This is a genomic window from Dietzia sp. KRD202 (genome assembly GCF_017168155.1).
GTDB lineage: Bacteria > Actinomycetota > Actinomycetes > Mycobacteriales > Mycobacteriaceae > Dietzia > Dietzia kunjamensis.
Genome location: NZ_JABFAN010000005.1, coordinates 114,890 through 135,458 on the forward strand (window position 1 = coordinate 114,890; position 20,569 = coordinate 135,458).

Genomic DNA, 20,569 nt, shown 5'->3' on the forward strand with positions numbered 1-20,569 from the left:
GACCCCGCCCGGATGGACCGGGCGGGGTCTGTGACGCGGTGGTCGTCGTGCGTCAGCGACGCAGGCCGAGACGCTCGATCAGCGAGCGGTAGCGCGCGATGTCGGTCTTGGCGATGTACTTGAGCAGACGACGCCGACGGCCGACCATGAGGAGCAGGCCGCGCCGCGAGTGGTGGTCGTGCTGGTGGGTCTTGAGGTGCTCGGTGAGCTGGGAGATCCGCTTGGTGAGCATGGCGATCTGGGCCTCGGGCGAGCCGGTGTCGGTCTCGTGGAGGCCGTACTCGGCCAGGACGGCCTTCTTGTCTTCGGTGCTCAGCGCCATGGTGACTCCTGGTTGTTCCAGTCCGCGTGAATGTTGGGCCCCGCCGCCGCGGACCACAGGAGGGCCGAAGGGAGACGTTACCAGTCCGCGGACGTGTCGGCCCAATCCGAGGTCACGGCCGGTCGGCGTCCGCCCCGAGCACGGTCCGGGTCGTGGTGACGTCGCGGTCCATGGCCACGAGCAGCTCGTCGACGGAGGCGAACTTCACCATGTCGCGGACGTGGTCGACGAAGTCGACCGCCGCCAGTCGTCCGTACAGGTCGGCCGACTCGTCCAGGACGAACGCCTCGACGCTGCGGGCGGAGTCCCCGAACGTCGGGTTGGTGCCGACGGAGATCGCGGACGGGTAGCGCCGTCCCGGGACGATCGTGCCGTCGACGGGGCCGTCGTCGAGCACGGTGAACCACCCGGCGTACACGCCGTCGACGGGCACGGCGGTGTACTCGGGAAGGTCGAGGTTGGCGGTCGGGTACCCCAGGTCCCGCCCCCCGCGGCCGGCACCGTGGACCACGACGCCCGAGACGCGGTGCGGTCGGCCGAGGACCTCGGCGGCGCCGGCCACGTCGGCCTCGGACAGCAAGCGGCGGATACGGCTGGAGGAGACGGTCTCTCCCCCGGCCTCGAGCAGGTCGACGATCTCGCAGACGATGCCGCGTTCGGCGCACAGCTCGCGCAGGGTCTCCGGGGTACCGGCCGCGCGTCGACCGAACGTGAAGTTCCGCCCCACGGTGACCGCGCGGGCCCGCAGGCCGCGGACGAGGACCCGGTCCACGAACTCGTCGGGCTCCCACGACGCCATCTCGCGGTCGAACGGCAACGCGAACACGGCGTCGATCCCGAACCCGCCCGCGAGCTCGGCACGCCGCTCGAGGGGGGTGAGGACCGACGGGTGGGTCCCCGGCCTGACGACCTCGACGGGGTGGGGGTCGAACGTCACGAGGACGGGACTCGCGCCCAGGTCCCGGCCGTGGCCGACGGCGCGGTCCACCAGGCTCCGATGACCCCGGTGGAGCCCGTCGAACACGCCGAGGGCGACGGAGGTCCCGCCGTCGGGGATCACGATCTCGTCGAACGTCCGCCACAATTGCACGGCGACCACCTTACGCGCGGCGTTCACAGGCCCGCCGGGCGCATGACCACGACCGGAGCGGCACGCCGCCCCGATTCCGACACCAGCGCCGCCACCCGGCCGTCCGGCCCGACGGCGGCGACGACCCCGGCGTCACCGCGGGCCTCGAGCCATCGGCCGTGGCGCAGTCCCTCCGCCTCGTCGGCGTCGATGTCGCGTCGGGGGAACGCGGTCAGCGCGGCGGAGTCGAGGTCCAGTGACAGCGTCGGATCGGTCTCCAGCTGGTCGAGGGTCCGTGCCACGTCGAGACCGAACGGCCCGACGTGGGTGCGGCGCAGCACCGTGAGGTGACCGCCGACCCCGAGGGCGGAGCCGAGGTCCCGGGCGAGGGCGCGGATGTAGGTTCCGGTGGAACAGTCGACGACGACGACGAGGTCGACCACCGCACCGGAGCGGGCCCGCTCGAGCACGTCGAACCGGGAGACGGTGACCCGCCGTGACCGGAGCTCGACCTCCTCCCCCGCCCGCACCCGGTCGTAGGCCCGCCTCCCGTCCACCTTGATCGCGCTCACCGCGGACGGGACCTGGTCGATCTCCCCGGTCAGCGCCGCGACGGCCGCGTCGATCGCCTCGTCGGTCACGGCGGAGGCGTCGGTGGTCGAGGTGGTCTCCCCCTCGGCGTCGTCGGTGGTCGTGGTCTGGCCGAGACGGATGGTGGCCTCGTAGGACTTGGTCTCCAGTGCCAACAGTCCGAGCATCTTGGTGGCGCGTTCGATGCCCACCACGAGCACCCCGGTGGCCATCGGGTCGAGCGTTCCGGCGTGACCGACCTTGCGGGTACCGAAGTAGCGTCGGAGCCGTCCGACGACGTCGTGGCTGCTCATTCCCCCCGGCTTGTCGACGACCACCAGGCCGGGGTCGGGAGCGGGGCGGGAGTCGGGTCTGCGCGGCGTCACGGGCCCACGCTAGCGACCCCGGCGGGTCGCAGCACGATCGCCGAGGCCACGTACCCGTCCCGGACGGCCCAGCGGCCCCGGAACTCGACCAGATCGGGCCCCCCGTCCACGGCATGGCCGTCGACGAGGATCCGCGATCGCAGCGTGCCGGTGACCACCTCGTCGTCGTCGCCGCCGTCCGGGACCAGGGTGATGTGTGCGTCACCGAACCCCAGCCACCGGTGGGTGAGCGGGAACCACGCCTTGTACGTGGCCTCCTTCGCCGTGAACAGCAGCGCATCCCAGGCGACGTCCGCGACCTCGGCGCGTGCCGCACGCACCCACGCCGCCTCCTCGGGCAGGGAGACGGCCTCGAGCACGCCCGCGGCCAGCGGTGCGTGGCGTTCCACGTCCAGCCCGAGCGACCGGACCCGGGCGGTCGGCGCCAACGCGGCGGCCCGCAGCCCCTCCGTGTGCGTCAGCGTGCCCACCAGGCCCGGCGGCCACACCGGCATGCCCCGACCCCCGCGCAGGACGGGGCCGGCGGGGACGCCGAGCCTCGACATGGCCTCCCGGGCACACGCACGCGCGCCCGCGAAGTCGATCCGGCGCCGCTCGACGGCGGCCCCGATCTGCTCGACCTCCACCGGGTACAGCGACGCCAACAGCGCCGCGTCGTCCAGGCCCAGCTCGGCGTCGGTCACCCCCACCACGTCGGGCGGGAACAGGTCGTCGATCACCGCTCGTCCTCCAGATAGGGGCCGGGGTCACCGGGCCGGGCGATCCTCGGCAGGCCACCGTCGCCGCGGACCCACTGGACCTGCGGACCGTCCGGCGCCGGGAGGATCTGACGGGTGAGCGGATCCGGCCGCCCACGCCCGTTCCACTCCCTCGGGTATCCCAGGGAGACCTCCTCGAAGCGCACGCCGTCGTGGACCGTGGTCCGCGGGATGTGCAGGTGACCGTAGACGCACGCGGTGGCGCGGTACCGGCGGTGCCAGTCTGCTGTCTGATCTGTCCCGCACCACAGCGCGAAGTCCGGGTGCCGCAGGACCCGGGTGGGGTCCCGGAGCAGCGGCCAGTGGTTGACGAGCACCGTCGGGTGCGCGGGATCGAGGCGAGCCAGCCGCGTCGTCGTACCCACGAGACGCTCCCGACACCAGGCGACCGCGTCACCGTAGGGGGCGGGGTCGATGAGGAACTCGTCCGAGGCCACGACGCGACGCTCCCGCGCACCGGCCAGGGCGTCCGCCCGCGGCTGCCCCGCTACCCGCGTCCAGCTGTAGTCGTAGAACAGGAACATCGGCACCACCCACGCGGGCCCGCCCGGTCCGGTCCACAGGGGGTAGTCGTCCTCCGGGGTGTCGACCCCGATGGCCCGGCACGCCTCCACCAGCCGGTCGTACTTGGTGGTGGACGTGATCCCCGCGTCGTCGCGGCCGATCCACAACTCGTGGTTGCCGGGCGCCCAGATCACCCGTTCGAAACGCGCCGCCAGTCGCTCGAGCGCGTCCACGACGTGGTCGACCTTCTCGGCGACGTCACCTGCCACGATGAGCCAGTCCCCCGGGTGCGCGGGGTGGATCTCGTCCACGACGTCCGCGTTGCCCCGATGTCCCACGTGCAGGTCGGACACCGCGCGCAGGGTCGGTTGCACGCCCGTCGCCCCGGCGGTCATCCGTCCACCTCCTGCAGGGCCCGTGCGCCCGGCGTCTGCGCTCCCAGCACCATCCACCGGTCGCCGCGCACCCGGGCCACGACGGCGATCAGTCGGAGACCGACGAACACCCCCATCCCGACCCAGATCCCCGGCAGCCCCCACCCGAGGTGGCGGGTGACGAGCAGCACGGGCAGGAAACCCAGAAGCGCCGCGACCACGGTGCTGGTGCGCAGGTACGCCGCGTCACCGGCGCCCAGCAGCACGCCGTCGAGTCCGAACACCACCGCGGCCGGGATCACCACCACCGCCATCCCGATCAGGGCGACGACCAGGCGATCGGCCACCCCGGGATCCCCGGACAGCAGCGATGCCAGGGGTGCTCTGAACACGGCCGTCAGCAGGGCGAGCCCCGCTCCCAGACCCAGTGACCACACCACCACCGCTCGTGACAGCGCCCGGCCGTGGGCGGCGAGTCCGGCCCCGAGCGCGGCGCCGACGAGCGACTGGGCCGCGATCGCGACCGAGTCCAACACGAGCGAGTACAGCGCCCACAATTGCTGTGCGAGGTGGTGCGCCGCGAGCGAGTCGACCCCGGCGGCGGCTGCCGCGGTGGTGGCGACGGCGAAGGTGATCTGGAACGACGCGGTACGGATGATCAGGTCCACGCCCATGCGGAGCTGGCTGACGATCACGGCGCGGCGTGGCCGAAGCGACCCCGGGCGCTCGAGGACGAGCGCGACGAGGAAACCGGCGGCCATGAGCAGTTGGCCCGCGAGGTTCGCCCAGGCACTCCCGACCAACCCCAGCGCCGGGGCCGGCCCCAGACCGGGGACCAACACCACGCACCCGGCGGTCGACACGCCGATGCCCACGCCGACGAGCACGAGCGGGGTGCGCAGGCGCTGGACGCCCCTCATCCACCCGTGGCCGGCTGACGCCACGAGGATGCACGGGATGCCCCACACGGCCACCCCGAGCCATTCGGCCGCGCCGGCGGCCACGTCCGCATCCGCGGCGAGTACCCGGGTGATCGGCCCCCGCAACGCCAGTACGACGGCCACCACCAGCGCGCCGACGGCGACGGCGATCCACGTCGCCTGCACCCCCTCGGCCACGGCGTCGCCGCGGCGGCCCGCCCCGTGCAACCGCGCCGATCGGGCGGTGGTCCCGTAGGACAGGAAGTTCATCTGGGTGCCCAGTACCAGCAGGACGAGGGCTCCCACGCCGAGCGCGGCCAGGTCCTCCGGTCCCTGGCGACCGACGATGATCCCGTCGACCAGGAGATAGACGGGCTCGGCGGACAGCACCGGCAGGACCGGCAGGGCGATCGACCAGAGTCGGCGTCCGATCGCTCCCAGCCCGACGGCCGGATCGGGCCCGGTGTGCGTCACGTCAGCCGAGGAGTTCACGGAGCCTCGTGCTGATGGTCTCCACATCACCGCGCATCGTGCAGCCGGCGGCCGACGGATGACCGCCGCCCCCGAGCGCGGCCGCGATGGCCGAGACGTCCACGACGTCCGCGGCGTCCGCGCCCGGGCCACCGGGTCGCGAGCGGAGGGAGACGGCCCACTCGCCGGGCAGGTACTCCTTCAGCAGCACCGCCACGCGGGCCTCCCGGACGCCGCGGAGGTGCGAGACGAGGGATTCCACGTCGTCCTCGTCCGCTGCCGAGATCACCTCGTGCGGGACGGCCAGCCACACCGATCCGCGCCCGCCCACCGTGTCGACTTCCAGACGCACCGTCCTCAACAGCCCGCCCAGCACCCGCAGCCAGGCGAACGAGTGCGCGTCGAGCAGGGCGTGGGTGAGTTCGGTGGTCTCCGCGCCCGCGGCCAGCAGTCGTCGGGCGGTCTCGTGCGAGTCCGCGCCGCCCCAACGGAAGGATCCGGTGTCGGTGACGAGCCCGGCGTAGAGGCTCGTGGCCGTCACGGCGTCCACGGGGAACCCGCCCGCGTCGAGGACGTCCAGGACGAGCGACGCCGTCGACGCGGCGTCCGGGTCGAGCAGCATGTGGGAACCGAATCCCGGATTGGACCGGTGATGGTCGACGACGAGGACCTCCGATGCCGCGTCGGCGAGCCGGCCCCACCGGCCCACCCGGTCCGGGCTCGCGCAGTCCAACGTCACGACGAGACCCCGATGGGCGGGGACCTGCGCGAGGGGCACCACCCGGTCGGTCCCCGGGATGGCCCCCATCGCCCCCGGGACGATGCCGGGATCGAACGAGTGGTGGACGGTCACGCCCCGCGCACGCAACGCCCGGGCGAGACCGGAGGAGCTACCGAGCGCATCCGCGTCCGGGCGGACGTGGCACAGCACGGTCACCTCGTGGTGACGTGCCAACACGTCCGCCGCGCCGGCGGCGTCCACCGGTTCGGTCACCGATCGTCGTCCTCCGGCCGGTCCGCCTCCTCCGGCTTGCGGTACGGGTCCTCGTCGCCCGCCGGGCGAGCCCCCTCGGCCACCCGCCGGACCTGTTCGTCCTGCGCCCGGGCCTTGGCGAGCAGTTCTTCCATCTGGCGTGCCGCGTCCGGCACGGAGTCCAGCACGAACGTCAACTCCGGGGTGAACTTCACCCCGGTCTGTTTCCCGACCATCGTGCGCAGGCGGCCCCGCGCGGCGGTCAACGCAGCCTCCGCGGCCTCGTGGTCCGGCTCCTCGTCGAGGGTCACGCCACGAACCGTGTAGTACAGCGTCGCCACCCGCAGATCCGCGGTGATCCGCGAATCGGTGATCGTGATGAACTCCAGCCGGGGGTCCTTGATCTCGTGCTCGATGGCCGTCGCGACGATCTCGCCGATCCGCTTTCCGAGCCGTCCCGCGCGTCCCTTACCGGTCATGGGGATCCTCCTTGGCGTGATGCGGTCGCACGGCGACCACGGGTTGACGAGCATGCCGCGGGGGCAGGTCCGTTTCCAACGGATCCCGCCCCCACGACAGTGCCCTGCGACGTCAGTCGCGCGGCTTTTCGACGAGCTCGTAGGTCTCGATGATGTCACCGATCTTGATGTCGGAGTACGTCACCGTCAGACCACACTCGAAGCCCTCGCGGACCTCGGTCGCGTCGTCCTTCTCGCGACGCAGCGAGGAGATGGTCATCTCCTCCGCCACGACCTTGCCGTCCCGGATGAGCCGGGCCTTAGCGTTGCGACGCATGATGCCGTCGAGCACCATGCAACCCGCGATGTTGCCCACCTTGGAGGAGCGGAACATGTTGCGGATCTCCGCCTGGCCGAGCTTCTTCTCCTCGTAGATCGGCTTGAGCATGCCCTTGAGCGCGCTCTCGATCTCGTCGATCGCCTGGTAGATGATCGAGTAGTACCGGATGTCCACGCCCTCGCGGTTGGCCAGCTCGGTGGCCTTGCCCTCCGCCCGGACGTTGAACCCGATGATCACCGCGTCGGACGCGGCCGCCAGGTTGACGTTGGTCTCGGTGACGGCACCGACACCGCGGTCGATGACGCGCAGCTGCACCTCGTCGTCGATCTCGATCCCCAGGAGGGCCTCCTCGAGGGCCTCGACCGTACCGGAGTTGTCGCCCTTGATGATGAGGTTGAGCTGGCTCGTCTCCTTGAGATGCGAATCCAGGTCCTCGAGGCTGATCCGACGACGGCTACGGGCGGCCATCGCGTTGCGCTTGCGCGCGTTACGACGGTCGGCGATCTGCCGTGCGGTCCGATCCTCCTCGACCACCATCAGGGTGTCACCGGCGCCACAGACGCTGGTCAGGCCGATGACCTGGACCGGACGCGACGGGGTCGCCTCGGTGACGTCCTCGCCGTGCTCGTCGACCATGCGCCGGACGCGGCCGTAGGCGTCGCCGGCGACGATCGAGTCGCCGACCCGCAGCGTGCCGCGCTGGATGAGCACCGTGGCGACGGGACCGCGACCGCGGTCCAGGTGCGCCTCGATGGCGACACCCTGCGCGTCCATGTCCGGGTTCGCCCGCAGGTCGAGAGACGCGTCGGCGGTCAGGACGACCGCCTCGAGCAGCGACTCGATGTTGAGACCCTGCTTGGCGGAGATGTCGACGAACATCGTGTCGCCGCCGTACTCCTCCGGCACCAGGCCGTACTCGGTCATCTGGCCGCGGATCTTGTCGGGCTGAGCGCCCTCCTTGTCGATCTTGTTGACCGCGACCACGACCGGCACCTCTGCCGCCTGCGCGTGGTTGATCGCCTCGACCGTCTGCGGCATCACGCCGTCGTCCGCCGCGACCACGATGATCGCGATGTCCGTCGACTTCGCGCCGCGGGCACGCATGGCGGTGAACGCCTCGTGACCCGGCGTATCGATGAAGGTGATCGTGCGATCCACGTCGTCGACCGGCACCGTCACCTGGTAGGCGCCGATGTGCTGGGTGATGCCACCGGCCTCACCCTCGCCGACCTTCGCCGACCGGATGCTGTCGAGCAGTCGGGTCTTGCCGTGGTCGACGTGACCCATGACCGTGACGACCGCGGGACGGATCTCGAGATCGCTCTCGTCACCCTCGTCCTCACCGAAGGAGAGGTCGAACGAATCGAGCAGCTCGCGATCCTCGTCCTCGGGGCTGACGATCTGGACCTTGAAGCCCATCTCCTCACCGAGCAACTGCAGCGTCTCCGGGGTGACCGACTGCGTGGCCGTGACCATCTCACCCAGGTTGAACAGGGCCTGGACCAGCTGCGCGGGGTTGACGTCGATCTTGTCCGCGAAATCGCTCAGCGAAGCACCCTGTGCCAGTCGCAGGACCTGCCCGCGACCGTCGGGAAGCCGGACGCCGCCGACCTCCGGGGCCCGCATCGAGTCGTATTCCTGACGCTTCTGCCGCTTCGACTTGCGACCACGACGCGGGGCGCCACCGGGACGACCGAACGCACCCGCGGCACCACCGCGGCCACGGTTGCCGCCACCGGGACGACCCCGGAAACCGCCGCCACCGGCTGCGGGGGCACCGCCGCCGCCACCGGGACGGAAACCGCCGCCACCCGGACGGCCACCGGGACCACCCGGACGGCCGCGACCCGCGGCGGGACGTGCGACCTGTCCCGGCATCTGACCGGGGCTGGGACGCGCCGGCATGTTGCCGGGGTTGGGACGGGGACCGCCCTGGCCCGGTGCGCCCGACCGCTGCGGGGGACGGGGCCCACCCTGACCGGGTGCGCCCGGACGGGCGCCTCCGGGACGGGGACCACCCTGGCCGGGTGCCGGGCGGGGACCGCCCTGCGGACGCGGCGCGGGCGTGGTGCCGCTGGAGTACGGGTTGTTCCCGACGCGAGGCGCCTTGGGACCGGGCTTCGGCCCCGCCGCGCGCGGCCCGGGAGCCGGACGGGAGGCTGCGGCGGCCGCGCCGGGGGTCGCCCCCGGGGTCGGACGCTGGGAACCGGGCTTGGCGCCCGGAGTCGGACCGGCTTCCGGCTTGGGAGCCGGCGTGGGGGCCGCGGGCTTGGCGCCCGGAGTCGGACCGGCTTCCGGCTTGGGAGCCGCCGAGCGCGGATCCGCGCCCGGACGGGGGCCCGGTGCCGGCTTCGAGGGTGCACCCGGCTTGGGCGCAGCGCCTCCTGCGGATTTAGACGGGGCGGGGGCGGAGTCGCCGCCTGCCGGTGCATGTGCCTCACGCAGGCGCCGGACGACCGGGGCCTCCAACGTCGAGGACGCGGACTTGACGAACTCTCCCTGATCGCGGAGTTTCGTCAGAAGTTCTTTACTGGTGATACCGAACTCTTTTGCCAGCTCGTGTACCCGGGGCTTGCCTGCCACTGCTCTCCTCACTGCGAGGTCTCCACGGCAGGGCTGGCCGCGCGACCTCGGTCTACATTCGATGGACGTTCATCGCTGGAGCTTCACGGTGTGCTCATCGTGTCTGGTCCGTTCCTTCTCTTGTGCTCCCCCTGCCGAACCGAGCGGTCGGCGGGTGATGTCGTGCCCGAGGCGTAGTGCCTCGAGTACCTCCGTGAGCGCGTCCTGGGACACGTTCCCGGCGATCCGCAGGGCCCTGGTGAAGGCCTTGCGGTCGAGCGCTGTCGTGATGCACTGCGGTTCGCGATGCACCCAGGCTCCTCGTCCGACCGCCCGTCGGCGCGGATCGGGCGAGAGAGCGGCCGTCTCCGGATCGTGAACGATCCGGAGGAGTCGGGAATCGGTGTCCCGACCCCGGCAACCGACGCAGGTCCTGACCGGACCCGCGGCCTCGGCGGTACCGAACCGCTGGTCCTTGCGTCCCTGCACCCGGCCACCTCGGTCTCTCGCCGCCCGGCCCGAGTGGACGGGTGGACGTGAAGTCACTGTGACAACTGATCAGTCTACAGACAATGCCGTGTCGACACTAACGGCGCGCCCGACCGCGTGGCGCCGGGCGGCGCAGCGCGTCATTCCGCGTCGCTGTGGATGTCGATCCGCCACTGGGTCAGGCGGTGTGCCAGACGTGCGTTCTGGCCTTCCTTGCCGATCGCCAGGGACAGCTGGTAGTCGGGGACGACGACGCGGGCCGCCCTGGTGGTGGCATCGGCGACGGTGACGGAGATCACCTTCGCCGGGGACAGGGCGTTGCCGACGAACACCGTCGGGTCGTCGTCGTAGTCGACGATGTCGATCTTCTCGTCGTTGAGCTCCGCCATGACCGCGCGCACACGGGCCCCGTTCGGTCCGATGCAGGCGCCCTTCGCGTTGAGTCCCGAGATGGTGGATTCCACCGCGATCTTCGTCCGGTGGCCCGCCTCACGCGCGATCGCCGCGATCCGCACCGAGCCGTCGTCGATCTCCGGGACCTCGAGCGCGAACAGTCCCCGGACCAGGTCCGGGTGGGTGCGGGAGAGCGAGACGGAGGCGCCGTGGGGCCCCTTGTGCACCCCGACGACGTGGCACTTGATGCGCTCCCCGTGCGTGTAGGTCTCACCCGGTACCTGCTCGGCCGGGGCGATGCTCCCCTCGGTGCCCCCGTTCTCGGGTCCGATGTGGACGACCACGATCCCACGGGCGTTGGCGCGGGAGTCGGACTGGATGACCCCACTGACCACCTCGCCCTCGCGCGCGACGAGATCACCGTAGATGCGGTCGGTCTCGGCTTCGCGCAGACGCTGCAGGATGATCTGCCGTGCCGTGGCCGCGGCCACCCGCCCGAAGTCGGAGGGGGTGGCGTCGAACTCCCCGATGCGGTTGCCGTCCTCGTCCACCTCGGCGGCCATGACGGCGACCGTGCCGGCCTTGCGGTCCAGCGCGATCCGGGCCACCCTATGCGAGCCCTCGGTCCGCTTGTAGGCGGTGAGCAGCGCGTTTTCGAGAGTGTGCACGAGGTCGTCCAGCGGGATCTCGCGCTCTCGGGACAGCATGTTCAGCGCTGCCATGTCGATGTTCAACTGTTTTCTCCTTCTCGCACGCCGTGCCCGGGGTTCTCCGGCTCGGACAACAGGTCCAGCTCCTCCTGTGGCGCTGGCCGGAACTCGAGCCGGATCACGGCGCGGGCCACCCGATCCAACGCTACCGAGTCCACTCTGGTCCCCCGGCCCGCCCTGGACACGATGCGGACGGTCCCCGAGTCCTCGTCGAGGTCTCCGACCCGCCCCCGGGTCGGCCCGTCGGCGCCGTCGACGTAGAGCAGGTCGACCTGGCGTCCGCGGGCACGGGCCCAGTGACGGGGGTGCTCCAGCGGCGCGTCGACGCCCCTGCTGGTGACCTCCAGCGTGACCGGCTGGCCCGATCCCCCCCACTGCTCGGCGAGGGGGTCGAGATCGACGGAGAGTTCGGCGAGATCGTCGAGGGAGACGCCGGAGTCCCCGTCCACGACGACCGTCACGTGCCACGTGGACGAACGGGTGTCCTCCCGGAGGTCCTCGAGGTCGAGGCTGCGGTCCGAGACCGCCTTGCGTATATGGGCCCGGTCGGGCTCGGGGACGATCACTGTGCTCCTGGAGTGCGGGCTGGCGGATTCCGTTCCGGGACGCGGACGGGCCGCATCACTGTACCGCCTCGCCGCCCCCTTCTCCGACCCCTGGCAGGATGTCGGAGTGCCCCATTCCGCCCCCGTCGCCCTCTCGCGCCGTCAGTTCGCCGTCGCGGCCGCCGGAGTCGCCGGGCTCGCAGTCGCCGGCGGCTGTGCCCTGCCCACGGTCACCGACCGCCCCGATCCCCTGCTCGGCCTGCTCGAGGCCGCCGAGCGCGACGCACGGGAACTCGCGGCCGCGGACGCCTCCCACGGCGATCGGGTGGGTGCCCTGCGTCGGCTCGCCGACACCCGGAGAGTTCACGCGGAACGGCTCGCCGGACTCGTGGACCGCCCGCAGGACGACGAGCAGCAGCCGACCCCAGTGCCGACACCGGCGCCGGTCTGCCCGCCCGCCGAGGAGGTGCGCTCGCGACTCCGCGCCGACGCGGCCGACGCCGCCGGTGCGGCCGCGGCGACCGAGGGGGCCCGCGCGGAGATCGCCGGCGCGGTCTCGGCGGCGTGCACGGCGGCGGTCGAGGTGGAACTCGCGTGAGCGCTCCGGTCGGATTGGCCGCCGAGGACGCGGCGGTCTACGGGTACGGTCTCGTCCTGTCCCGGGCGGACGGCTCCATCCGAGCCGCGGTCAGGCGTGAGCTCGCTGCTCATCGAGCCCGTCGGGACGCGGCTGAGGTGTTGTGGCCGGCATCGCCCCCCGCGCCGGTCGGATACGTCCCCGATCCGGACGCCCCCGGCGCTCCCGTCCTTCTGGCGATCCGGATCGAATCGGACTGTTGCGAGGCCTGGCGCGTCGAACTCGGCCTCGCCCGGACGCCGGAGACCCGCCGTTTCTGCGTCGACGCCCTCACCGCGGCGGCGGTGCAACTCGCACGCTGGAGAACCCTGGTCCCGGGAGCGCCGTTCGAGGCGCTACCCGGGTTCCCGCCGCCGGCCTGAGGCTCAGGGGCGTCCGGCGCCGATCAACCGGACGATCTCCTCCGCGGCACCGTCCACCGGGACCTGGGTGACCTCGCCGGTGGCGCGCTCGCGCAGCTCGACGGTGCCCTCGGACCAGCCGCGACCCACCACGACCACCCACGGCACACCGATCAGCTCGGCGTCCTTGAACTTCACTCCGGGCGAGGCCTTCCGGTCGTCGAAGAGGACCTCGAGTCGGGCGCGGTCGAACGCCTCCACCAGCGTCGCGGCTCCCGAGATCGCGGCATCGTCCTTGTTGGCGATCACCACGTGGACGTCCGCGGGCGCGGCCTCGGCGGGCCAGACCAGACCCTTGTCGTCGGCGAACTGCTCCGCGAGTACCGCCACGAGACGCGATACCCCGATGCCGTACGACCCCATGGTCACCCTCGCGGGCTTGCCGTTCTCGCCCAGCACGTCGAACCCGAAGGCGTCGGTGTACTTCCGGCCCAGCTGGAAGATGTGGCCGATCTCGATCCCGCGCGCCAGGGTCAGGGTGCCGTGCCCGTCCGGTGCCGGGTCGCCCTCCCTCACCTCGGCGACCTCGATGGTGCCGTCCGGGGTGAAGTCACGGCCGCACACCAGGTCCACCACGTGCTTGCCGGGCTCGTCGGCTCCGGTGATCCACGCCGTGCCGTCGACCACCCGCGGGTCGACCAGGTAGCGGACCTCGTTCTCCTGCAGCGCGCGCGGGCCGATGTACCCCTTGACGAGGAACGGGTTGGCCTTGAAATCGGCCTCGTCGAGGATCTCGACCTCCGCCGGCTCGAGCGCGGCCTCGACCCGCTTCATGTCGACCTCACGGTCACCCGGTAGGCCCACGGCCAGCAACTCCCAGTCCTGACCGGGCCGACGCACCTTGAGCAACACGTTCTTGAGGGTGTCCGCGGCGGTCACCTCCCGGCCCAGGTCGGCGGAGTTCGCCCAGGCGACGAGCGTGTCGATGGTCGGCGCGTCCGGGGTGTCGTGCACGACCGCGCGCGGCGAACCCTCGATCGGGAGAGCGGGGGGTGCGGGGGTGACGACGGCCTCGACATTGGCCGCGTAGCTTCCGTCGGTGGAGCGGACGAACGTGTCCTCGCCCGCCGCGGAGACCGCGAGGAACTCCTCGGAGGCGGAACCACCCATCGCACCGGAGGTGGCGGCACAGATGACGTACTCGATCCCGAGACGGTCGAAGATGCGTCGGTACGCCTCCCGGTGGGCCCGGTAGGAGCGTTCGAGTCCGGCATCGTCGACGTCGAACGAGTACGAGTCCTTCATGACGAACTCGCGACCGCGCAGGATCCCGGCACGGGGTCGCTCCTCGTCGCGGTACTTGGTCTGGATCTGGTACAGCGTGACGGGCAGGTCCTTGTACGAAGAGTACTCGCCCTGCACGGTGAGCGTGAAGAGCTCCTCGTGGGTCGGGCCGAGCATCATGTCGTTGCCCTTGCGGTCCTTCAGCCGGAACAACGCCGGGCCGTACTCGGTCCACCGTCCGGTGGTCTCGTACGGTTCCCGCGGGAGGAGTGCGGGCAGGGTGATCTCCTGCGCGCCGAAGGCGTTCATCTCCTCGCGCACCACCTGCTCGACCCTGCGGAGGGTGCGCAGACCCAGCGGCAGCCAGGAGTACACGCCGGGAGCGACGCGGCGGACGTACCCGGCGCGGACCAGCAGTTTGTGGCTGAGGACCTCGGCATCGGCCGGGTCATCGCGGAGCGTGCGCAGGAAAAGGTGGGACAGACGCGTGATCACGATGCACCAGCCTAGCCGCCCCTGCTCGCGGACCCGCCGCCCGCCGTCGGGGCTGCCGGTGGCCTCGGTACCCTGAGCCGGGTGCGAATCCTCCTGTCCCCTTCCGAGACCAAATCCGTCGGCGGGTCCGGGGAGCCGCTCGACCTGGCCGCGCTCTCGCTCCCCGAGTTCGAAGGAACCCGCCGCGCCGTCGCCGACTCCCTCGTCTCGCTGTGCTCGGGGGAGGCGGCGGCAGCTCGCGACGCGCTCGGGCTGAGTGAGAAGCTCGGCGACGAGGTGACACTGAACGCCGACCTGTGGACCTCCCCCACCGCGTCGGCGCTGAGCCGCTACACCGGCGTCCTCTTCGACGCCCTGGACCCCGCCTCGTTCACCGCGGCCACCCGGTCACGAGCGGAGTCGCGGCTGTGGATCGGCTCGGCCCTGTTCGGCCTGCTCGGTGCTACCGACCCCATTCCGCACTACCGCCTCTCCGCCGGGACGCAGTTGCCCGGACTGGGCACCCTGCGTTCGACCTGGAAGCCGGCCCTCACCGCCGCCACCGCCGGGTGGGGCGACGACCTCGTGGTGGACCTGCGCTCCGGCGGCTACCACCAGCTGGGGCCGGTCCCGGGGGCGATCACCGTCGACGTCGTCACCGACTACCCCGACGGCACGCGCAAGGTGGTCTCGCACTTCTCCAAGCATCACAAGGGTCTCCTCGCCCGTACGCTCGCCACGTCCCGGGCCGAGATGGGTGACGTCGCCTCCCTCCTCCGGGTGGCCCGTCGGGCCGGGCACACCCTCGAGCGCACCTCGGAAACCGTTCTCACCATGGTCACGGAGCCGTGAGTTCGAGTCCCGATCCCGACGCCGACGCCGACGCCGACGCCGACTCCGTCCCCGCCACGCCGCGGGTCCTTCCCTCGCACGGTTCCCGCGCGGCGTGGCGGCTGCAGGAGGAACCTGGGCTCGCCTCGTTGCCCCGTCTGTGCCTGTCGCCGGTCCAGTACTACGAGGCGCACCTCTTCGGATCGCCCTCCGCTTTCCCGCCCGGACATCGGCGCCACGACCAGGGCGTGGCCGCCGACCTCGACCTCCCCGGCGACCTGCGGGACGACATCGAGGCGTGGATCGACGAATGGAAAGAGAACTTCGTCCATCTCGGCGACCGCCCCGTCGACCAACCAGTGTGGCGCGAGGGCTTCGACGAGTTGGCCTGGCTCGACCGCGGCCACGAGCTCGCCGACCGGCTTGAGGTGAGCCTGACCGGAACGGCGGTGTTCTGCACCGCGGAGCGGTATGTCGTGTGTGATCTGGCCGCCGATCAACTGGACTACGTCCACCCCCTGCGAGGCGAGTACGTGCGCACCGAGGGCTGGCGGGCGCCGGGCAACGGACCCGACCCCGACCGCACGCCGACGATCCGGCTCATGCCCGAGTACGGCGTGACGTGGGGGCTGTGGGCGGGACGGCTCCCCTACTACCAGCCTCCCCGCCTCCGGGACGGGTTCATGGACTTCGCCACGCCTCGCAGCCTCGGACTGACCGCTGACCTGGAGAGCCGGATCCTGCGATGGAATGACGACTGGCGGCGCGGATTCGCGGACTACGGGAGCAGCGTCGACGACAGCGGCGTCGCCCTCGGCCTTCTCGGCTACGGCTACGGCGTGCCCGTCTGGACCGACGGCGTCGATCCGGTCGACTGGTACCGCGAGGGACTGGCGATCGCGCGCCGCCTGGCGGAGGAACTCCCCGGCGTGGAAGTCGAGCTGGTGGCGATCCGCAGCGTCTGTTCGGCGCGGCTGGTCATGCAGGACCACACCTCGCACCTACGCGGTCAGGATCCGGCCACCTTCTCGGACGTCTTCCTGACCGGGCGGCGCCGCGTCGGTTCCTGACGGGGCGCGCACCACGCCCGGCGCCGGACCGCGTCAGCGGTGCCGCAGGTCCGTGGACAGCGCCTGCGGTAGGGCTGCCACGTCGCCCACCACGACGATGGCCGGAGGCCTGACCTCGTGGGTCGCCAGGGTCTCGGTGAGGGTGCCGAGGGTGCAGCGATGGGTCGACTGCCCGTCGAGACTGCCGTCGACGATCACCGCGGCCGGGGTGTCCGACGAGCGACCCCCCGCCATGAGCGACTCGGCGATCGCCGGGGAGTTCTTGACCCCCATCAGCACCACCAGCGTCCCGCGCATACGTGCGAGGGCGTCCCAGTCGATGAGGGAGCCAGGGTGTCCGGGCGGGAGGTGCCCGGACACGACCGTCAGTTCGTGCGTCATCCCGCGGTTGGTCACGGGAATTCCCGCGAGGGCCGGGACCGCGAGGGCGCTGGAGACGCCCGGCACGACCGTGCACGGCACTCCCGCCTCCGCGCACGCCTGCGCCTCCTCGTAGCCACGCCCGTAGAGGAACGGGTCCCCGCCCTTGAGGCGTACCACGAACTTGCCGGCGCGTGCCCGGTCCACCAGCACCTCGTTGATCGCGTCCTGCGCCATGGCCCGCCCGTAGGGGATCTTGGCCGCATCGACGATCTCGACGTCCGCCCGCAGCTCGGCCAGTGGGCGCTGGGGGGCGAGACGGTCGGCCACGACCACGTCGGCGCGGGCGAGCAGTCGACGTCCACGCACCGTCATGAGGTCGTCGGCCCCCGGCCCGCCTCCGACCAACGCGACCGTGCCGCGGAGCGCCTCGTCGACCTCGGGTGCCTCCGCCCCCGCGTCGCTGAGGGCCCGCGCGACCACGTCCCGGGCCTCGGCGGTACGCGCGCGGTCGCCGGTGAGAACTGCGACGAGCATCTCGCCCCTGCGGACCACCGCCGGGGTCACCGCGGAACCCGACGTCACGGCGTCAGCCCGGACGCAGAAGGTGCGGTTCTGCTCGGCCTCGGCCGCGACCCGGGCGTTGACCAGAGAGTTCCTCGTCGCGGCGACCACGTACCACGCACCCTCGAGATCGCCTGATTCGTACTCTCGTGGCTCCCACCAGATGCGCCCGGCGTCCACGAGGCCCTGGAGCGTGGGCGTGACGTCGGGGCTCACGAGGTGCACGACCGCACCCGCCTCGAGCAGCACGGGGATGCGTCGTTGCGCCACGGACCCTCCGCCGATCACCACGACACGACGGCCTTCGAGGTCCAGACCGACGGGGTACGGGTTCACAGGCCGGATCATGCTGCTGATCCTATCCGCCCACGGCTCCACCCCAGGCCCCGGCCTGCGGCCCGTGACACGACTCACCCCCCGGCCACCACGTCGGGCGACCGGGGGATGAGGAATGGTGCGTGGGGGCGGATCAGCGCCGTTCCGTCAGGCCTTCTGGTCGAGCTTCAGGGTGCGGGTCGAGCGCTCGAACTGCTCGGTGAACAGGGTCGGCTCCTCGGCCAGGTCCCGGCCGAGCGAGGGGATCATCTCCTCGAGGGCCGGGGTCCAGTCCGCGAACCGGCTCGGGAAGCAGCGCTTGAGCACGTCGACCATGGCGTCCACCGCGGTGGAGGCGCCCGGTGAGGCTCCGAGCAGACCCGCGATGGACCCGTCCGCCGCGTTGACCACGGCGGTGCCGAACTCGAGGGTTCCGCCCCGGCCGCTGGGCTTGATCACCTGGACACGCTGGCCGGCGATGACCTTCTCCCACTCCCCGTCCTGCGCCGAGGGCACGAAGTCGCGCAGTGCGTCGACCCGCGCACCGTGGTTCTTCGCGAGTTCGGTGATGAGGTACTTGACCAGGCTCATCTCGGTGAGGCCGATATTGGCCATGGGCAGCAGGTTCCCGGCCCGGATGCTCGACGGCAGGTCGAGGAAACTGCCCATCTTGAGGAACTTGGGGGTCCACCCGGCGAACGGCCCGAACAGCAGACCCTTCTTGCCGTCGATGACGCGGGTGTCCAGGTGCGGCACCGACATGGGCGGCGCGCCCACGGAGGCCTGGCTGTAGACCTTCGCCTGGTGCTGCTCGATGAGTTCGGGGTTGGTGCAGCGCAGCCACTGGCCGCCCACGGGGAAGCCACCGATGCCCTTGATCTCGGGGATGCCGGACTTCTGGAGCAGGTGCAGGGCACCGCCACCCGCGCCGACGAACACGAACTTGGCGTCGACGGTGCGCTCGTCACCGGTGTGCCGGTTGGCCACGGTCAGCCGCCAGCTGCCGTCACTGTTGCGCTCGAGGTCCTTGACCTGGTTCTGGTAGTGCACCTCGGTGCCCGTGCGGGTGAGGTACTTGATGAGCTGCCGGGTGAGCGCACCGAAGTTGACGTCGGTGCCGTTCGAGAAGTGGCTCAGGGCGAAGGGCTGCTCGGGCGAGCGACCGCGGGCCATGAGCGGAACGAGCCGCTCCAGCTCGGAGAAGTCGGTGGTGTGACCCATTCCCGGGAAGAGCGGGTGCCCGGCGAGCTTGTCGTAACGCTTCCGGAGGTAGTCCTGACCGTCCTTGCCCGCCACGAAACTCATGTGCGGGACCGGGCGGATCCACTCGGTGGGGTCGCCGAGGATGGTGTTCTCGACCGCGTACGACCAGAACTGCCGGGAGACCTGGAACTTCTCGTTGACGCTGACGGCCTTGGTGATGTCGACGTCGCCGTCGGCGGTCTTGGGCGAATAGTTGAGCTCGCAGAGGGCGGAGTGCCCGGTGCCGGCGTTGTTCCAGGCGTCGGAGGATTCCAGTGCGGGCCCCTCGAGCCGTTCGAACACCTGGATGTCCCAGTCCGGTTGGAGCCGCCGCAGCAGGGCACCCAGAGTCGCGCTCATGGTGCCCGCGCCGATGAGCGCCACATCCGTCGTTCCGTGCTTTGCCACCTGGTCTGAAGTCACCGGCTACCCTCGCTCATTGGTCGTGGACCCGAATCTCTCGTCGACGCGGGTCGTCCCGACAGGCCCGCGCCCACAGGGTTGTCAGACTACTCACCGCGCCGGGCGTGGGACACACCGGACTAGGGTGGTCGTCGTGTCGACGCCCTCTCCAGATCCCGGCGCCCCCGACGGATCCGACCCGCAGTGGGCCCCGGATCTGCTGGGGCCGTCGTACACACGGCGCGACCTGCCTCTCGGTGCCGATCCCGACGGTGAGGGTGAGATCTCCGCGACCCTCGTCCGCCACGAGGACGCACCGACCGAGCCCACCGGCGTCGTCCTGGTCGTCCACGGCCTGTCGGACTACTTCTTCCACACCCATCTCGCCGAGTTCCTCGCGTCGAGCGGGTTCGCGACCTACGGGATCGACCTGCGCAAATGTGGCCGGTCCCGGAGGGAAGGTCTGACACCGCACTTCACCACCGACCTGGAGAGGTACGACGACGAGCTGGATCAGGCTCTCGACGTGATCGTCTCCGAGCACCCGGGAACGCCGGTCCTCGTGGCCGCCCACTCGACCGGGGGGCTGGTGGTGCCGTTGTGGCTGGGCAGGCGTCGCGACAGGGGCGCGCTCGCCCCCGCCGTGGGGGTGGTGCTGAACTCCCCGTGGTTCCAGCTCGACGTCCCGGAGCGCGCCCGCCCCGTGCTGGACCCCGTCATCCGCACGCTCGGATCCCTCCGGCCCTTCTACCGACTGCCGCTACCCACCTCGGACCGGTATGTGATCAGCACGCACGTCGACCACGACGGTGACTACCACTTCGACACCACGCTCAAGCCCCCCGGCGGGGTGGGTGTACGGGGGGTGTACGGGCGGGGTGGCTGGCCGCGGTCCGGCGCGCCCAGAAGCGGCTACAGTCCGGGGTCGACCTACCGCTCCCGGTCCTGTTGCTCCGCTCGACGGCGTCGTCGGTCGGGGCCCGCCCACGGGGCGCCGTGCTCGACGTGGACACCGATCTGATCCTGGACGTCCGGTCGATGGAGCGCTTCGCCGACCGTGTCTCCCGTGACGTCACCGACGTCCCCGTACCGGGTGCCCGGCACGACGTCTTCCTCTCCCGCGCCGACGTCCTCGAGGTGGTCTTCGACCATCTCGGGCGCTGGCTGGACCAGACCCTGTCCTCACACACCAAGGAGTCCTGAAC

21 protein-coding genes are annotated in these 20,569 nt (G+C 71.5%); 6 read left to right on the forward strand and 15 right to left on the reverse strand.

What is annotated here, in order from left to right:
• Positions 1 to 52 precede the first annotated feature (52 nt).
• The 12 genes from rpsO to rimP all read right to left on the reverse strand — a co-directional run bounded on the left by rpsO (position 53) and on the right by rimP (position 11,865).
• The gene (gene rpsO, locus J1M64_RS01320; protein ID WP_067717704.1) at positions 53 to 322 is read right to left on the reverse strand and encodes a 30S ribosomal protein S15; all 270 of its coding nucleotides are present in this window, start codon (positions 320 to 322) and stop codon (positions 53 to 55) included.
• Positions 323 to 434: 112 nt separating this feature from the next.
• Entirely contained in the window at positions 435 to 1,439 is a 1,005-nt protein-coding gene (locus J1M64_RS01325; RefSeq protein ID WP_067717701.1) for a bifunctional riboflavin kinase/FAD synthetase, read from the reverse strand.
• Positions 1,436 to 2,347, reverse strand: a complete 912-nt coding sequence (truB, locus tag J1M64_RS01330) for a tRNA pseudouridine(55) synthase TruB (protein ID WP_206472271.1) — start codon at positions 2,345 to 2,347, stop codon at positions 1,436 to 1,438. The genes J1M64_RS01325 and truB overlap by 4 nt, the downstream gene beginning before the upstream one ends.
• Complete coding sequence (locus tag J1M64_RS01335) at positions 2,344 to 3,066, reverse strand: 4'-phosphopantetheinyl transferase superfamily protein (RefSeq protein ID WP_206472273.1); 723 nt, start codon at positions 3,064 to 3,066, stop codon at positions 2,344 to 2,346. Before J1M64_RS01335 ends, truB begins: the two co-directional genes overlap by 4 nt.
• Complete coding sequence (locus J1M64_RS01340; RefSeq protein ID WP_206472275.1) at positions 3,063 to 4,004, reverse strand: metallophosphoesterase; 942 nt, start codon at positions 4,002 to 4,004, stop codon at positions 3,063 to 3,065. Before J1M64_RS01340 ends, J1M64_RS01335 begins: the two co-directional genes overlap by 4 nt.
• Positions 4,001 to 5,422, reverse strand: coding sequence for an MATE family efflux transporter (locus J1M64_RS01345; protein ID WP_206472277.1), 1,422 nt, complete (start codon positions 5,420 to 5,422; stop codon positions 4,001 to 4,003). The genes J1M64_RS01340 and J1M64_RS01345 overlap by 4 nt, the downstream gene beginning before the upstream one ends.
• Complete coding sequence (locus J1M64_RS01350) at positions 5,379 to 6,368, reverse strand: bifunctional oligoribonuclease/PAP phosphatase NrnA (protein WP_119192160.1); 990 nt, start codon at positions 6,366 to 6,368, stop codon at positions 5,379 to 5,381. Before J1M64_RS01350 ends, J1M64_RS01345 begins: the two co-directional genes overlap by 44 nt.
• Entirely contained in the window at positions 6,365 to 6,826 is a 462-nt protein-coding gene (rbfA, locus tag J1M64_RS01355; protein WP_067717687.1) for a 30S ribosome-binding factor RbfA, read from the reverse strand. Before rbfA ends, J1M64_RS01350 begins: the two co-directional genes overlap by 4 nt.
• Positions 6,827 to 6,938: 112 nt before the next feature.
• The gene (infB, locus tag J1M64_RS01360) at positions 6,939 to 9,728 is read right to left on the reverse strand and encodes a translation initiation factor IF-2 (protein WP_206472279.1); all 2,790 of its coding nucleotides are present in this window, start codon (positions 9,726 to 9,728) and stop codon (positions 6,939 to 6,941) included.
• A 69-nt stretch (positions 9,729 to 9,797) separates the two neighbouring features.
• Entirely contained in the window at positions 9,798 to 10,253 is a 456-nt protein-coding gene (locus tag J1M64_RS01365) for a YlxR family protein (RefSeq protein WP_307872338.1), read from the reverse strand.
• Between the two features lie 83 nt (positions 10,254 to 10,336).
• The gene (gene nusA / locus J1M64_RS01370) at positions 10,337 to 11,323 is read right to left on the reverse strand and encodes a transcription termination factor NusA (protein WP_119193530.1); all 987 of its coding nucleotides are present in this window, start codon (positions 11,321 to 11,323) and stop codon (positions 10,337 to 10,339) included.
• On the reverse strand, positions 11,320 to 11,865 hold the full coding sequence (gene rimP, locus J1M64_RS01375; protein WP_119193531.1) for a ribosome maturation factor RimP: 546 nt from the start codon (positions 11,863 to 11,865) through the stop codon (positions 11,320 to 11,322). The genes nusA and rimP overlap by 4 nt, the downstream gene beginning before the upstream one ends.
• 106 nt (positions 11,866 to 11,971) lie before the next feature.
• Between rimP and J1M64_RS01380 the strand changes: the two genes are divergently transcribed.
• Together J1M64_RS01380 and J1M64_RS01385 are read left to right on the forward strand one after the other, a co-directional pair.
• Positions 11,972 to 12,442, forward strand: a complete 471-nt coding sequence (locus J1M64_RS01380; RefSeq protein WP_143337679.1) for a hypothetical protein — start codon at positions 11,972 to 11,974, stop codon at positions 12,440 to 12,442.
• On the forward strand, positions 12,439 to 12,843 hold the full coding sequence (locus J1M64_RS01385; protein WP_082923979.1) for a DUF4439 domain-containing protein: 405 nt from the start codon (positions 12,439 to 12,441) through the stop codon (positions 12,841 to 12,843). Before J1M64_RS01380 ends, J1M64_RS01385 begins: the two co-directional genes overlap by 4 nt.
• A gap of 3 nt (positions 12,844 to 12,846) precedes the next feature.
• On the opposite strand, the gene J1M64_RS01390 is transcribed toward J1M64_RS01385, so the two are convergent.
• Positions 12,847 to 14,601, reverse strand: coding sequence for a proline--tRNA ligase (locus J1M64_RS01390; RefSeq protein ID WP_206472280.1), 1,755 nt, complete (start codon positions 14,599 to 14,601; stop codon positions 12,847 to 12,849).
• Between the two features lie 81 nt (positions 14,602 to 14,682).
• On the opposite strand from J1M64_RS01390, the gene J1M64_RS01395 reads away from it, so the two are divergent.
• Positions 14,683 to 15,432, forward strand: coding sequence for a YaaA family protein (locus J1M64_RS01395; protein ID WP_119192731.1), 750 nt, complete (start codon positions 14,683 to 14,685; stop codon positions 15,430 to 15,432).
• Positions 15,429 to 16,481, forward strand: coding sequence for a hypothetical protein (locus tag J1M64_RS01400; RefSeq protein WP_206472282.1), 1,053 nt, complete (start codon positions 15,429 to 15,431; stop codon positions 16,479 to 16,481). Before J1M64_RS01395 ends, J1M64_RS01400 begins: the two co-directional genes overlap by 4 nt.
• A 33-nt stretch (positions 16,482 to 16,514) precedes the next feature.
• On the opposite strand, the gene cobA is transcribed toward J1M64_RS01400, so the two are convergent.
• Together cobA and mqo are read right to left on the reverse strand one after the other, a co-directional pair.
• Positions 16,515 to 17,753 (reverse strand): uroporphyrinogen-III C-methyltransferase, encoded by a 1,239-nt coding sequence (cobA, locus tag J1M64_RS01405; protein WP_206472283.1) that lies wholly within the window; start codon positions 17,751 to 17,753, stop codon positions 16,515 to 16,517.
• A gap of 135 nt (positions 17,754 to 17,888) precedes the next feature.
• A complete protein-coding gene (gene mqo / locus J1M64_RS01410) occupies positions 17,889 to 19,385 on the reverse strand; it encodes a malate dehydrogenase (quinone) (protein ID WP_082923978.1) in 1,497 nt (498 codons plus the stop codon).
• 133 nt (positions 19,386 to 19,518) lie between these two features.
• On the opposite strand from mqo, the gene J1M64_RS01415 reads away from it, so the two are divergent.
• Together J1M64_RS01415 and J1M64_RS19640 are read left to right on the forward strand one after the other, a co-directional pair.
• The gene (locus tag J1M64_RS01415) at positions 19,519 to 20,385 is read left to right on the forward strand and encodes an alpha/beta hydrolase (RefSeq protein ID WP_307872339.1); all 867 of its coding nucleotides are present in this window, start codon (positions 19,519 to 19,521) and stop codon (positions 20,383 to 20,385) included.
• Positions 20,370 to 20,567 carry a hypothetical protein gene (locus J1M64_RS19640; RefSeq protein ID WP_241260935.1) on the forward strand — a complete coding sequence of 66 codons (198 nt, stop codon included), beginning with the start codon at positions 20,370 to 20,372 and terminating at the stop codon, positions 20,565 to 20,567. Before J1M64_RS01415 ends, J1M64_RS19640 begins: the two co-directional genes overlap by 16 nt.
• Positions 20,568 to 20,569 lie beyond the last annotated feature (2 nt).

Coding starts and splice junctions, on each gene's coding strand:
- rpsO (WP_067717704.1), bottom strand. CDS start 322: ATGGCGCTGAGCACCGAAGACAAGAAGGCCGTCCTGGCCGAGTACGGC.
- J1M64_RS01340 (WP_206472275.1), bottom strand. CDS start 4,004: ATGACCGCCGGGGCGACGGGCGTGCAACCGACCCTGCGCGCGGTGTCC.
- J1M64_RS01345 (WP_206472277.1), bottom strand. CDS start 5,422: ATGTGGAGACCATCAGCACGAGGCTCCGTGAACTCCTCGGCTGACGTG.
- rbfA (WP_067717687.1), bottom strand. CDS start 6,826: ATGACCGGTAAGGGACGCGCGGGACGGCTCGGAAAGCGGATCGGCGAG.
- cobA (WP_206472283.1), bottom strand. CDS start 17,753: ATGATCCGGCCTGTGAACCCGTACCCCGTCGGTCTGGACCTCGAAGGC.